This window comes from Microvirga soli, assembly GCF_016734765.1.
Taxonomy (GTDB): Bacteria; Pseudomonadota; Alphaproteobacteria; order Rhizobiales; family Beijerinckiaceae; genus Microvirga; species Microvirga soli.
Genome location: NZ_JAERQE010000001.1, coordinates 34395 through 46901 on the forward strand (window position 1 = coordinate 34395; position 12507 = coordinate 46901).

The window sequence follows — 12507 nt, forward strand, 5'->3', positions numbered from 1 at the left end:
CCGTGCTGTCGATCAGCCGCGGTGCTCGATTACCGTCACGATGCGACGGGTGCGAGGCTCGAGGATCACGATTTGATCGCGCACGACAATGTATTTGCACTCCGGCAGGCCGGTCAGGATGCGCTCAACATTGTCCGGGCAATCGTACAGGGTCGTCACCGATGTCGGAACGGTCGAGCCGACGCTGACGCTGAACTCCACATTGGTGAGCGGCTGCACGTTCACGCTGGTGAACGACCGCGAGATCTGCGTCCGCTGCTCCGACGTCACGTTGATGTTCGTCGAGCTCGACGACGAGGTCGTGCTGCCGGTGGTGTTGGTGTTGGCCGCACCACCCGTGCTGTTGGACGCGTTGCCCGTGGTGTTCGAGCTGCCGCTGGTGCCGCTGGCGGCCGTGCCCGATTTCGTGCCTTGGGTCGTGCCCTGCGCCGTGCCGGACGTGCCGGAGGTCCCCGATGAGCCGGATTGGTCACTGTCGGTCGAGCTGCCGCCCGTGGTCGAGGTGCCGGAGGAACCGCCGGTGCTGGTGGACGCAGAGCCACCGGATGAGGTTCCGCTCGTCGATCCGGATGCACCGCCCGAGGTCGTGCCCGAGGCGCCGCCGGACGAACCGCCGGGCGTCATGATCGTTGAGCCGCCCGAGGAACCACCCGAAGCGCCGCCGGCGCTGCCGCCGCTCGAGCTACCGCTCGTCTGCGCCATGGCAGCCACGCTCAAGGAGAGGGTCGCTGCTGCTACGCTGGCCAGTAAAGTCACACGCATTGGATGAAACCTCCCTTTGATGAGGAGCCGAGAATAGCCCTCTGCAATGCCTATCAACGGGGGTTTTCAGGTGGGGTTCCGTTCCCATCATCAAGTGCCTGCGCCGTACATCTGGGGTTCATGAACATGAACGAAAGGCCTTGAAAACCGGGGCTTTTTTGAGCAAGTGACGCGGTGTGCTGCTGCCGCGTTCCGCCCACGAACACAGACGCTGCAAAGCCCGTTCGGCGCAGGCTCGAGGCCGCTCGGTCGAATGAGGATCGGAAGATCGTCAGGGGTGGACAGAACTATGCAGTCGTTCCGATGTGAGCGGCGCAAAGGCCGTCACGACCTTCTCGTAAACAGGCCGCTTGAACGGGATGATCAGCTCCGGCAGGCGGTACATCTCCTCCCAGCGCCATTCGTCGAATTCCGGCCTGTGGCCGCCGCCGCCCGGCTGAAGGATGTTGATCTCGCTGTCATCGCCCTCGAAGCGGAAAGCGAACCATTTCTGGTTCTGCCCGCGGTAACGTCCGCGCCATGCGCGCCCCGCCACCATGGTGGGCAGATCGTAAGCATACCATTCGGGCGCCTCTGCCAAGAGGCTCACGGAGCGGACGCTGGTTTCCTCATGAAGTTCGCGCAGAGCCGCCTGATAGGGCTCCTCGCCCGGATCGATCCCGCCCTGGGGCATCTGCCAGGAATAGCCGTCGGACGCCGCATCGGCCTCGGAACGGCGCCGGCCGATGAAAACCAGGTTATCCTTGTTGATCAGCATCACGCCGACACAGGAGCGGTAGGGCAGATCCTTTCTGGCCTGTGATCCTCTTGCGCTCCTCATCAGACACTCACTCCCTCGATCACGGAATTCGGATGCAGCCGGTTCTTGAATACTGCCGGCGCTTGGTCCTGGTTCCGAAGCAGGAGGAGAGAGTGCCGCTTCGCCAGCCCTCGCACAAGCCTTTCCGCAAGGCTGTGGATGCCTCAACAGAAAAGGGCCTGACGGAACGCGATCCCGTCAGGCCCTTTTGCATTACTGTTTCTCGGACGAAAGAACGAGCCGCCCTTAGTTCGGATTCGGCCGCGTCGCCGTATTGGCCGCATCCTTGCGAACGCCATGCAGCAGGTCATAAGCCGCGATCAGCTGCTTGTCCTTGCTGGCATCCGGCGGGATGTAGGCCGAGGAGCCGCCGCGCTCTTCCTTCTCGCCGCCGTTCTGCAGGTGACCGCGCAGACCGGCTTCGCCCTTGGTCTCGTCCTTGCCTTTGAGCTCTTCGGGAATGTCCTGCAGCACCTCGATGTCAGGATCGATGCCCTTGGCCTGGATCGACCGGCCGGCCGGGGTGTAGTAGCGCGCCGTCGTCAGGCGCACGGCCCCGTTGCCGCCGAGCGGGATAATGGTCTGGACGGAGCCCTTGCCGAATGAGCGGGTTCCGAGAACTGTCGCCCGCTTGTGATCCTGCAGGGCGCCGGCCACAATCTCGGAGGCCGAGGCGGAACCGCCGTTGACGAGCACCACCAGCGGCTTGCCCTTGGTCAGGTCGCCGGCCTTGGCGCTGAAGCGCTGGGTATCCTCGGCGTTCCGGCTGCGGGTCGAGACGATCTCGCCGCGGTCGAGGAAGGCGTCGGACACCATGATCGCCTGATCGAGCAGGCCGCCCGGGTTGTTACGCAGGTCGATGACGAAGCCCGCCACCTTGTCGGCCCCGATATCGCTGGTGAGCTTGTCGATGCCGGCCCGCAGAGCCTCGTAGGTCTGCTCGTTGAACTGGGTCACGCGCAGCACGCCGATGTCGCCTTCGACGCGGGCCCGAACCGGACGCACCTTGATGGTCTCGCGGGTCAGCTTCACCTCCACCGGATCCTTGGCTTCCTTGCGCTGGATCTTGAGGGTGACGGAGGAATTGACCGGGCCGCGCATCTTGTCGACCGCCTGGTTCAGGTTGAGGCCCTGAACCGGCTCGTCGTTGATGTGGGTGATGATGTCGTTGGCGAGGACGCCGGCGCGGGACGCGGGGGTCTCGTCGATCGGGGTCACGACCTTGACGAGGCCGTCCTCCATGGTGACCTCGATGCCGAGGCCGCCGAACTCGCCACGGGTCTGCACCTGCATGTCTCGGAAGCTCTTGGCATCCATGAAGCTCGAATGCGGATCGAGGGAGGTCAGCATGCCGTTGATGGCGGACTCGACCAGCTTGGCCTCTTCAGGCTTTTCGACATAATCCGTGCGGACCTTCTCGAAGACGTCTCCGAAAAGGCTCAGCTGCCGGTACGTGTCGGCCGAGGCGGCAACCGCGCTCATGCCCGACAGCAGGCTGGTCTGCGACACCATGGTCGCGCTGCCTGCGCCGATGGCCGCACCGAGAATCAAGAGAGATAGTTTGCGCATTATCCGCGAACCTTTTCGCTTTGCGATTTTGCCCACCAGGGACTTGGATCGATAGAACCGCCGTCTTTTCTGAACTCAACATAGAGGACAGGATTGTTCTTTTCTATGGCAGAGCCGATCAAACTCATGAGAGGAGCTTCTCCCATGGTCGCAACAGGCTCGCCGGCGAGCACGAACTGCCCAACATCGACGTTGATTTGGTCCATCCCGGCCAGAAGAATATAGTATCCCCCACCGGCGTTGATGATCAAGAGTCGCCCGTAGGAACGGAAGGGGCCTGCAAAGGCCACCCAGCCATCCGCCGGTGATACCACGCTTGCATTCTGCCGCGTCGTGATCGAAATGCCACGCGTCGTTCCGCCATACCCGTCCGCGGCGCCGAATTCCTGGGCTGTCTCGCCGCTGACCGGACGCGGCAGGAGGCCACGGGCTTCCGAGAAGGGAATCTTGGGAGCAAGCCGCGCCGGGTCCCGGAAGGCCAGCTGGGCGAACTTCTCGCGGGTTTCCCGCTCCTGGGCCTCGGCGGCCTTGCGGGCCTCCTCGGCGGCCCTCCGGGCGCCGGCCGTCTCCGCTTCCATGCGGTCGATCAGTTCCTTGAGGGTTCCGGCCTGACGGGCCAGTTCCTCGGCTCTTGAGCGCTCGGCGCCGACATTGCGCTCCACCTCGGCGATGCGGCCCTGCCGGGCCTCCATGAGGGCGGCAAGACGCTCCTGCTCCCGGGTGAGCCCTGTCAGCTCCCCATTCAGGGTCGCGCGATCCGTGGTGATCGCCTCCTTCAGGCGCACGAGCTCAGTCAGGTCCGTGGCCAGGATCTCGGCCTCGACGCGCAGCTCGGGTAGAACGGCGCCCAGCATGATCGAGGCGCGCACCGCCTCGAGCATATCCTCGGGCCGCACCAGCACGGCCGGCGGCGGGCGGCGTCCCATGCGCTGCAAGGCGGCGAAGACCTCGATGATGACGCCCCGCCGGCTCTGCAGGGAGCGCCGGATGGCCGCTTCGCTGGAGGTCAGGGTCTGAAGCCGCTGCTCCAGGCCCCGGATGCGGTCCTCGATGCCGCGCACGCGCTCGGCCGTGCCGATCAGAGCGGCATTGAGCTTGGCCCGGTCGGCCTTGACGGTTTCGATTTCGGCTTCAAGGCGGCGGCGCGCTTCGGCATTGGCCGTGATCGCCTCCTCCAGGACCTTCAGATCCTGCTCCCGGCGCGCCTTGTCCTCAGGCGTTTCAGCCGGAAGCGCAGGCGCGGGCTGCTGGGCCCCGGCAGGGCTCAGGCTGGCGGCAACCATCAGGGCTGCAAGGCAAAAAACCTTGCGAGAGGGTAAGGATTTGATGCTGATCATCCTCAGGAATCATCATGGCCGGCGCGATGATAAGGGTGACCGGCGATGATTGTCAGGGCCCTATACAGCTGTTCGGCCACGAGCGCCCGCACGATCTGGTGCGGCATCGTGAGCGCCCCGAAGGAAACCACGAGTTCCGCGCGCTGTCGCAGCTTGGGGTCGAGCCCATCGGGCCCGCCGATGACGCAGGCGATGCCGGAGCGGCCCTCGTCCCGCCACTGCCTGATTTTTTCGGCGAAAGCCTCGCTGGAGGGGCTCTTGCCGCGCTCGTCGAAGACGATCAGCACGGATGAGCCGGCTTTCTCGAGCAAAGCCGCGGCCTCTTCGGCACGGCGGTCGTCATCCCGGCGCGCACGGCTTTCGGGCAGCTCGACCATGTCGAGCCCGGCCAGCCCCAAGGCCCGGCCCATGCCCTCGACCCGTTGCCTGTATCGCTCGACCAGCTCTCGCTCGGGGCCGCTCTTGAGACGGCCCACGGCCAGCAAGCTCAGTCGCACGATCTCGGCCTTAGGTTAGCTTGCGCGATCCTGAGGACGGTCGGCGCCCCACATCTTCTCGAGGTTGTAGAAACCGCGAACTTCGGGGCGGAAAACGTGGATCAGCACGTCGCCGGCATCGATGAGCACCCAATCGCAGGCCGGCAGGCCTTCGACGCGCGCGTTCCCGAACCCCTTGTCCTTGAGGTCCTTGATGACGCGCTCGGCGATCGCACCGACATGGCGGTCGGAGCGGCCCGAGGTCACGATCATGGTGTCAGCAAGCGAGGTCTTTCCGGCCAGGTCGATCTCGACCGTGTTCTCGGCCTTCATGTCCTCGATGGAAGCCAGGGCAACGGCCCGGATGTCCTCTGCGGCAGGAGCGTCCGCTCCGGCGAGAGGCGGAAGCGGCTTCAAGTCCGCTTCGACGGAAGATAGTCGGTTCAGGTTCAGACCCTTTCTCAGCAGCACTCGGAGGTGCCAGCCCTTAAGATAATGCGGGAAGGCCCCATTTTTCAACGTCCCCCAACGGGAGAAGTTCGTCGCAGACGGCGCAGCAGGGTGGACGACAGATGGGACCGGGGTCCGTGCAGGAAGACCCAGGCGGGCGGCTTCAGGCCCGGCAGGGCCAGGGCATCGGCCTCGTCGATCCGGGCCTCCGACAGGGCCGTGGCGCTGCGGGAGCGGGCAGCCTTCAATGTCCAGCCCGGTCGGTCGACAATGGCCATCGGCATCATGCGGGCGATGCGCCGCCAGCCCCGCCAGCGATGGAAGCTCGCCAGATTGTCCGCCCCCATGATCCACACGAAGCGGACATTCGGATAGCGTCGCTTGAGGTAGGCCAGGGTATCGACCGTGTAGCGGGCGCCGATCTCCTCCTCGAAGGCGGTCACGTCGATGCGGGGGTGATCGGCCAAAGCCTGAGCCTCCTCGACCCGCATGGCCATGGTGGCGAGCTCGCCCGTATCCTTGAGAGGATTGCCCGGGGTCACGATCCACCAGACCCGGTCGAGGCCGAGCCGCTTCAGGGCCATCTGGCTCACGTGCCGGTGCCCCGCATGGGCCGGGTTGAAGGACCCGCCATAGAGGCCGATCCGCATGCCGGGCGCCACCCGCGGCAGACGGGTCAGGCGAGAGGGTCCGATGCGGAAGCGGGAGGGGCTCAGCTTCACGGACGGGTCTGGCCCGTGCCACGGATGCGGTACTTGAACGAGGTCAGCTGCTCCACGCCCACCGGCCCACGGGCATGCATCCGGCCCGTGGCGATGCCGATCTCGGCACCGAAGCCGAACTCGCCGCCATCGGCGAACTGGGTCGAGGCGTTGTGGAGCACGATGGCCGAATCCACCTCGGCCAGGAAGCGCTCGGCGGCGGCCCCGTCATCCGTGACGATGGAGTCGGTGTGGTGGGAGCCATAAGATTCGATATGGGCAATCGCCTCGTCCAGGCCCTCCACGACCCGGACTGAGATGACGGCATCGAGATACTCGGTGCGCCAATCCTCTTCCGACGCCGGGGTCGCACGCGGATCGGCGGCCTGCACGGCCTCATCGCCGCGCACGGCGCAACCAGCCTCGATCAGCGTCGTGACCAGGGGGTTGAGATGCGTCGCAGCGCAGGCGCGGTCGACCAGCAGCGTCTCGGCCGAGCCGCAGACGCCGGTGCGGCGCATCTTGGCGTTCAGCACGATGGCCTTCGCCATCTCCAGATCGGCTTTGGCGTGAACGAAAACGTGGCAGATGCCCTCCAGATGCGCGAAGACCGGCACCCGGGCCTCCTCCTGCACCCTAGCGACAAGGCTTTTGCCGCCGCGCGGCACGATCACGTCGATGTTGCCATCGAGACCCGACAGCATGGCGCCCACTGCCGCCCGGTCGCGGGTCGGAACGAGACGGATTGCATCCGCCGGCAGACCCGCCTGCTCAAGCCCCTCCCCCATGGCCTGTGCGATGGCCAGGGACGTGCGGAAGCTCTCCGACCCCGTGCGCAGGATCGCGGCATTGCCAGCCTTCAGGCACAGCGCTCCCGCATCCGCCGTCACGTTGGGACGGCTCTCGAAGATGACGCCGACGACCCCGAGCGGCGTCGCCACCCGGTCGATCTCCAGCCCGTTCGGACGCTCGAAGCGCGCCAGCACGCGCCCGACAGGATCGGGCAGATCGGCAATGCTCTCGACCGCAGCAGCAATCGCCTCAAGCCGCTCAGGACTCAGCATGAGGCGGTCGATGAAGGAGGCAGGCTGCCCCTTGGCCTTCGCCTCGGACAGATCCCGCTCGTTGGCGCCAAGGATCGCATCCGCCCGCGCCCGGATGCGGACGGCCATGGCGCGCAGCGCGGCATTCTTGTCGTCAGCGGAGGCGAGCGCCACGCGCCGGGCGGCCGTCCGGGCGCGGCGGCCGAGCTCGCGCATGAGCGCCGGAACGTCCGGCTCGCCAACCCAGGCCGCACCTGAAGCTGCCCTTGGCGCGTTGAGATGGTCAGCGAGCACTTCTGAAATCAAGGCGCGAATGTCGTCCATGTCCAAATCCCGGCCCCTGAGAATTCCAAGGGAAATGCCTCATTCGCAACCCATAGCACGGCAGGCGGCCCCGGAGCCAAGCCGCCTCACCTTGCCTGAGATTCGCGTCGGAACCTCGGGCTGGCACTATCGATCCTGGCATGGACCTTTCTACCCGGCGCACGTGAAGATCAAGGACTTCCTGTCCTATTACGTCCAGCGCTTCGACACGGCGGAGATCAACAACTCCTTTTATCGCCTCCCCACCGAGCAGGCCGTGCAGGCCTGGCATGATTCCACGCCGAAGCGGTTCCTGTTCGCCTGGAAGGCTTCGCGCTTCATCACTCACATGAAGCGACTGAAAGGGATCGAGGAGAGCATTGATCTCGTCTTCGGCCGCATGAGCGGCTTAAGCGACAAGTTCGGCCCGGTCCTGTTTCAGCTGCCGCCTACCTTCAAAGCCGAGGCCGAGACCCGGGAGCGGGTGGCGCGCTGCCTGTCGCTCATCCCGCAGGGACGCCGCTGCGCCTTCGAGTTCCGTCATTCAAGCTGGTATGAGGAGAACACCTTCCGGATCCTGCGTGATCATAACGCGGCGCTCTGCATCTCCGATCACGCGGATGCGCCCGCGCCCTGGGAGGCGACCGCCGATTTTGTCTATGTACGCGCCCACGGCACCGATGGCCGCTATGCGGGCAGCTATTCGGCCGAGACGCTGCAGGATTGGACCGGGCGCATTGCCGATTGGCGCAAGGATGAGCGCAGCGTCTATGTCTATTTCGACAACGACATCAAGAGCGCCGCCCCCGGTGACGCACAAACCTTGCTGAAGCTTTTGGATGAGGATCAGTCGCTGAGAGCCATATCGTCCCGGTGAACCATCTCGGTGCGACCGGGATAGCCGAGGATGCCTTCGATCTCGCGGCTCGGGCAGCCGATGATGCGCGCGGCGTCCTCCGCGTCATAGGCCACAAGTCCCCGCCCGAGCACGCGGGCTTCGCTGCGGATCGTTACCGCATCGCCGCGATGGAAGGAACCCTCGATGCGCCGCACGCCCACCGGCAGCAGGCTCGCACCGCTCTGCAGGGCTCGTGCCGCGCCTTCATCGACATAGAGCGTGCCACGCGGCTCCAATGCACCGGCGATCCAGGTTTTGCGGGCGGTGGCAGGATTGGACGGCGTGAGGAACCACGTGCAGCGCCCGCCTTCGGCGACACGCCTCAACGGATTCTTCGTGCGGCCATCCGCGATGATCATGTGCGTGCCACCAGAGGTCGCGATCTTGCCCGCCTCGATCTTGGTGCGCATGCCGCCGCGCGACAATTCGGAGGCCGCACCGCCCGCCATGGCCTCGATGGCCGGCGTGATGCGCTCGACCACCGGAATGTGTTCGGCGCTCAGATCGACAGCCGGCGGAGCCGTGTAGAGGCCGTCGATGTCGGAGAACAGCACCAGCAGGTCGGCACCGATCATGGTGGCGACGCGGGCTGCCAGGCGGTCGTTGTCGCCGTAGCGGATCTCAGAGGTTGCGACCGTGTCGTTCTCGTTGATGACAGGCACGGCGCGCATCTCGAGAAGCTTCAGGGTGGTGGCGCGGGCATTGAGATAGCGGCGGCGCTGCTCGGTATCCGCGAGCGTCACCAGGATCTGGCCGGCCGTGATGCCGTGATGGGCCAGCACCTCCGACCAGATGCGCGCCAAGGCAATCTGCCCGACGGCCGCGGCCGCCTGGCTTTCCTCAAGCCGCAACGGACCGGAGGGCAGCCCCAGCACCGTGCGCCCCATGGCGATGGCCCCTGAGGACACCACGAGAACGTCGGCGCCTTTGGCATGAAGATCGGCAATGTCCTCGGCCAAAGCCGCAAGCCAGGCATGGTTCAGCCGCCCGCGTGCCCGATCCACAAGCAGCGCGGAGCCGACCTTCAGGACGACGCGGCGGAACTGGCCGAGCTGCGGGCTCACGGATGCCACTCTTCCTGGGGTTGAGACGGCTCTTCCTCGACCTTGGCCTGATCGATGACGCCAAGGAGCGCCTGCAGCACCTCCTGGACGCCCTGACCGGAGGCAGAGGAGATCACGTAGGGCGTTCGCTTGCTGGCTTTCTTCAGCTTTTTCAGCTGCTCCTTCAGCGTGTCCTCATCGAGAGCGTCGACCTTGGAAAGCGCCACGATTTCGGGCTTCTCATCGAGCCCATGACCATAGGCCTCGATCTCGTGGCGCACCGTCTTGTAGGCCTCGCCCGCATCTTCGCTTGTGCCTTCCACCAGATGCAGCAGCACCCGGCAGCGCTCCACGTGGCTCAAGAAGCGGTCGCCGAGGCCCACGCCCTCGGACGCACCCTCGATCAGGCCCGGAATATCGGCCAGCACGAACTCGCGGTTATAGGCCCGCACCACGCCGAGGCCGGGGTGGAGCGTCGTGAAGGGGTAATCGGCGATCTTCGGCTTGGCCGCTGTGGTCGTCGCCAGGAAGGTGGACTTGCCGGCATTGGGCAGCCCGACGAGGCCCGCATCGGCGATCAGCTTGAGGCGCAGGATGAGCGTGCGCTCGATGCCCTCCTGGCCGGGATTGGCCCGGCGCGGAGCCCGGTTGGTCGAAGTGGTGAAATAGGCATTGCCGAAGCCGCCGTTGCCACCCTTCGCCAGCAGCACCCGCTGGCCCACATGGGTCATGTCGGCGATGACGGTCTCGCCGTCCTCCTCCAGGATCTCCGTACCGGCTGGGACTTTCAGCACCGCGTCCGAGCCCTTGGCCCCGTGGCGGTTCTTGCCCATGCCGTGGCCGCCGGTCTTGGCCTTGAAATGCTGCTGGTAGCGGTAATCGATGAGGGTGTTGAGCCCCTCCACGCATTCCGCCCACACGTCACCGCCACGGCCGCCATCGCCGCCGTCCGGGCCGCCGAACTCGATGAACTTTTCACGGCGAAAGGAGATGGCGCCGCCACCACCGTTGCCGGAGCGAATAAAGATCTTGGCTTGGTCGAGAAATTTCATAACCCGCATCCTTTACGGGACTGGAGCACTTTTCGCAAAAGCGGATCTGCTCTCGCGGTTAAAATGCGGCCGTCCACGTCCATCGTGCGGGAGCAACGCGGACGAAAGAGAAGCGCTCCCGGAAAGACTCCGGGAGCGCGGCATGTATTAGCTCGCGAGAGAGATTTCCCGCTCCACCTCCACCTCGAGGGAGAGCGGCTCGCGCACGAAGCCGGTCTGACCCCAGGTCTTCAGGCTCTCCCAGGTGCGCCGGTCGAGCCGGAAGTGATCCACCGGATAGAGGCCGCACCGGGCCGGCAGCTCGGAGAGCCCGGCGCCCTGATAGGCAAAGCCGCACTTCTCCAGCACCCGCCGGGACCCGGGGTTGATCACCCGGGCGCAGGCCGTGATCTCATCCTCCTCGCCATAGGCGAAGAAGGCGTCGATCAGGGCGTGGACTGCCTCGGTGGCATAGCCCTTGCCCCAGTAGGGGGTGCCGAGCCAGTAGCCGAGATCGGGCTTGCCGGTCTCAGGGCTCGGACCGATGCCCACCATGCCGATGAGGGTGTTGGGCTTAGCCACTGGCGTGATGGCGAGCTGCAGACCCCCGCCGTCCGCATTGGACCGACGGGACTGGAAGATAAATCGCTCGGCATCGTCCGGGTGATATGGATGCGGAATTCGCGCCGTCATCTCCGCGACCGCTTTCTCCCCGGCGAGGCGTACGATGGCTTGAGCATCCGCAAGGCGGGCCCAGCGCAGCCACAGGCGGCGGGTCTCGAGGCGGAAAACATCGTCACGGGTGAGGTCGGGAAACATCGTCTTGCTCCGATCCGAATGGGCCCTCCCTGGGCCCGGAAATGACGAAGGGGAGGTGGACATCCCACCTCCCCTGTCGATCTCGGATTGGAGCTTGGCCTTTAAGGGGCCTGTCTGGAGCTCTTCATCCGCCGGGTCGGTGTGATGCCGGCGGGAGCTCCTTCGCTTTGCTCTCGCCGTTTACTCTGCGGCCTCTTGGGCCGGTACGACCGATACGAATGCTCGGCCTTGACGCGTCAGGAATCGGACTCGGCCATTGGCCGTGGCAAAGAGGGTATGATCTTTGCCCATGCCGACATTCGCGCCGGCATGCCATTTGGTGCCGCGCTGACGAATAATGATGTTGCCGGCAACGACCTGCTGATCGCCGAAGCGCTTGACGCCTAGACGACGGCCTGCCGAGTCGCGACCGTTGCGAGACGAACCGCCTGCTTTTTTGTGAGCCATGGGTTACTCCCGTGTCCTGTGTTGAGCCGAGCGCTTATTCAGCGGTGGCCGGCGCAGCTTCGTCAGCCGCAGCCTTGGTGGTCTTCTTGGCCGCAGCCTTCTTGGGCTTTTCGCCACCGGCGAGGATCTCGGTGATCCGCACAACGGTATAGTCCTGGCGATGCCCGCGCTTGCGGCGCGAATTCTGGCGACGGCGCTTCTTGAAGGAAATGACCTTCTCGCCGCGGGTGTGTTCCACCACTTCGCCTGCCACGGTCACGCCCTCGATGAGGGGGGCGCCAACCTGGGTCGAGCCGTCGTTGGTGACCATGAGAACCTGGTCGAAGGTAACGGCGGTGCCCGGCTCGCCTGCGAGCGTGGCGACGGTGATGACATCGTTGGCGGCAACGCGATACTGCTTGCCGCCGGTCTTGATCACTGCGAACATCTTGATCCTCGTGTTCAAACCCAATTCTCAGCGGGGGAAGCCCCGTCGGATTGGCTTTTTGGCAGTTTCCGGCTTCGGTTCACGGCAGCCTCACGCTGCCGCACGGATATGCGCAGGCACTCGTGCCCGCTCATAGAGGACGCCTATCTACGGACGGGCCCGGTCTTTGTCAATCAAAAACCTTGCTTTTGGCGCTTGAAGAGCCGCAAAGCCCATGATATCCACCCGGCCTCAACCAGCGGGGCTTAAGCCCTTCGCACCCCGGAGAGGTGGCAGAGTGGTTGAATGCACCGCACTCGAAATGCGGCATACGGGCAACCGTATCGGGAGTTCGAATCTCCCCCTCTCCGCCACATCTCAGTCTCTGATGTTGTAGATTTCCCTCTTAAAGGTCCCTGCCTT

General features: G+C 65.1%; 14 protein-coding genes and 1 tRNA gene. 2 read left to right on the forward strand and 13 right to left on the reverse strand.

All coding sequences use genetic code 11. The annotated features are described in order from the left end of the window. Nucleotides 1–12: 12 nt before the first annotated feature. The 8 genes from JKL45_RS30430 to JKL45_RS00215 all read right to left on the reverse strand — a co-directional run bounded on the left by JKL45_RS30430 (nt 13) and on the right by JKL45_RS00215 (nt 7353). A complete protein-coding gene (locus JKL45_RS30430; RefSeq protein ID WP_201859098.1) occupies nt 13–762 on the reverse strand; it encodes a DUF1236 domain-containing protein in 750 nt (249 codons plus the stop codon). 271 nt (nt 763–1033) lie between these two features. Next, nucleotides 1034–1582 carry an RNA pyrophosphohydrolase gene (locus JKL45_RS00185; RefSeq protein WP_201859099.1) on the reverse strand — a complete coding sequence of 183 codons (549 nt, stop codon included), beginning with the start codon at nt 1580–1582 and terminating at the stop codon, nt 1034–1036. Nucleotides 1583–1807: 225 nt separating this feature from the next. Continuing rightward, entirely contained in the window at nt 1808–3130 is a 1323-nt protein-coding gene (locus JKL45_RS00190) for a S41 family peptidase (RefSeq protein ID WP_201859100.1), read from the reverse strand. Further along, complete coding sequence (locus JKL45_RS00195) at nt 3130–4467, reverse strand: murein hydrolase activator EnvC family protein (protein ID WP_201859101.1); 1338 nt, start codon at nt 4465–4467, stop codon at nt 3130–3132. Before JKL45_RS00195 ends, JKL45_RS00190 begins: the two co-directional genes overlap by 1 nt. A gap of 2 nt (nt 4468–4469) precedes the next feature. Further along, entirely contained in the window at nt 4470–4964 is a 495-nt protein-coding gene (gene rlmH, locus JKL45_RS00200) for a 23S rRNA (pseudouridine(1915)-N(3))-methyltransferase RlmH (RefSeq protein WP_201859102.1), read from the reverse strand. Between the two features lie 15 nt (nt 4965–4979). Then, nucleotides 4980–5360, reverse strand: a complete 381-nt coding sequence (rsfS, locus tag JKL45_RS00205; RefSeq protein ID WP_201859103.1) for a ribosome silencing factor — start codon at nt 5358–5360, stop codon at nt 4980–4982. 98 nt (nt 5361–5458) lie between these two features. Further along, complete coding sequence (locus JKL45_RS00210) at nt 5459–6115, reverse strand: nicotinate-nucleotide adenylyltransferase (protein ID WP_201859104.1); 657 nt, start codon at nt 6113–6115, stop codon at nt 5459–5461. After that, the gene (locus JKL45_RS00215; RefSeq protein ID WP_201859387.1) at nt 6112–7353 is read right to left on the reverse strand and encodes a glutamate-5-semialdehyde dehydrogenase; all 1242 of its coding nucleotides are present in this window, start codon (nt 7351–7353) and stop codon (nt 6112–6114) included. The genes JKL45_RS00210 and JKL45_RS00215 overlap by 4 nt, the downstream gene beginning before the upstream one ends. 199 nt (nt 7354–7552) lie before the next feature. Here JKL45_RS00215 and JKL45_RS00220 point away from each other — a divergent pair, with 199 nt between their 5' ends. Then, nucleotides 7553–8317, forward strand: coding sequence for a DUF72 domain-containing protein (locus JKL45_RS00220; RefSeq protein WP_201859105.1), 765 nt, complete (start codon nt 7553–7555; stop codon nt 8315–8317). Here JKL45_RS00220 and proB read toward each other — a convergent pair. From proB to rplU, 5 genes are all read right to left on the reverse strand, one after another. Continuing rightward, complete coding sequence (proB, locus tag JKL45_RS00225; protein WP_201859106.1) at nt 8287–9402, reverse strand: glutamate 5-kinase; 1116 nt, start codon at nt 9400–9402, stop codon at nt 8287–8289. The two genes, JKL45_RS00220 and proB, sit on opposite strands and share 31 nt — an antisense overlap. After that, nucleotides 9399–10433: a GTPase ObgE gene (gene obgE / locus JKL45_RS00230; RefSeq protein ID WP_201859107.1), complete on the reverse strand. Its 1035-nt coding sequence runs from the start codon at nt 10431–10433 to the stop codon at nt 9399–9401. The genes proB and obgE overlap by 4 nt, the downstream gene beginning before the upstream one ends. Nucleotides 10434–10580: 147 nt before the next feature. After that, entirely contained in the window at nt 10581–11231 is a 651-nt protein-coding gene (locus JKL45_RS00235; protein ID WP_201859108.1) for a GNAT family N-acetyltransferase, read from the reverse strand. Nucleotides 11232–11411: 180 nt separating this feature from the next. Beyond that, entirely contained in the window at nt 11412–11678 is a 267-nt protein-coding gene (gene rpmA / locus JKL45_RS00240; protein ID WP_036355650.1) for a 50S ribosomal protein L27, read from the reverse strand. A gap of 34 nt (nt 11679–11712) precedes the next feature. Next, nucleotides 11713–12105, reverse strand: coding sequence for a 50S ribosomal protein L21 (rplU, locus tag JKL45_RS00245; protein ID WP_173946682.1), 393 nt, complete (start codon nt 12103–12105; stop codon nt 11713–11715). Between the two features lie 263 nt (nt 12106–12368). Here rplU and JKL45_RS00250 point away from each other — a divergent pair. After that, nucleotides 12369–12458, forward strand: a tRNA-Ser gene (locus JKL45_RS00250). Nucleotides 12459–12507 lie beyond the last annotated feature (49 nt).

Coding starts and splice junctions, on each gene's coding strand:
- JKL45_RS30430 (WP_201859098.1), bottom strand. CDS start 762: ATGCGTGTGACTTTACTGGCCAGCGTAGCAGCAGCGACCCTCTCCTTG.
- JKL45_RS00185 (WP_201859099.1), bottom strand. CDS start 1,582: ATGAGGAGCGCAAGAGGATCACAGGCCAGAAAGGATCTGCCCTACCGC.
- JKL45_RS00190 (WP_201859100.1), bottom strand. CDS start 3,130: ATGCGCAAACTATCTCTCTTGATTCTCGGTGCGGCCATCGGCGCAGGC.
- JKL45_RS00195 (WP_201859101.1), bottom strand. CDS start 4,467: ATGATCAGCATCAAATCCTTACCCTCTCGCAAGGTTTTTTGCCTTGCA.
- JKL45_RS00215 (WP_201859387.1), bottom strand. CDS start 7,353: ATGCGCGAGCTCGGCCGCCGCGCCCGGACGGCCGCCCGGCGCGTGGCG.
- obgE (WP_201859107.1), bottom strand. CDS start 10,433: ATGAAATTTCTCGACCAAGCCAAGATCTTTATTCGCTCCGGCAACGGT.
- JKL45_RS00235 (WP_201859108.1), bottom strand. CDS start 11,231: ATGTTTCCCGACCTCACCCGTGACGATGTTTTCCGCCTCGAGACCCGC.
- rpmA (WP_036355650.1), bottom strand. CDS start 11,678: ATGGCTCACAAAAAAGCAGGCGGTTCGTCTCGCAACGGTCGCGACTCG.
- rplU (WP_173946682.1), bottom strand. CDS start 12,105: ATGTTCGCAGTGATCAAGACCGGCGGCAAGCAGTATCGCGTTGCCGCC.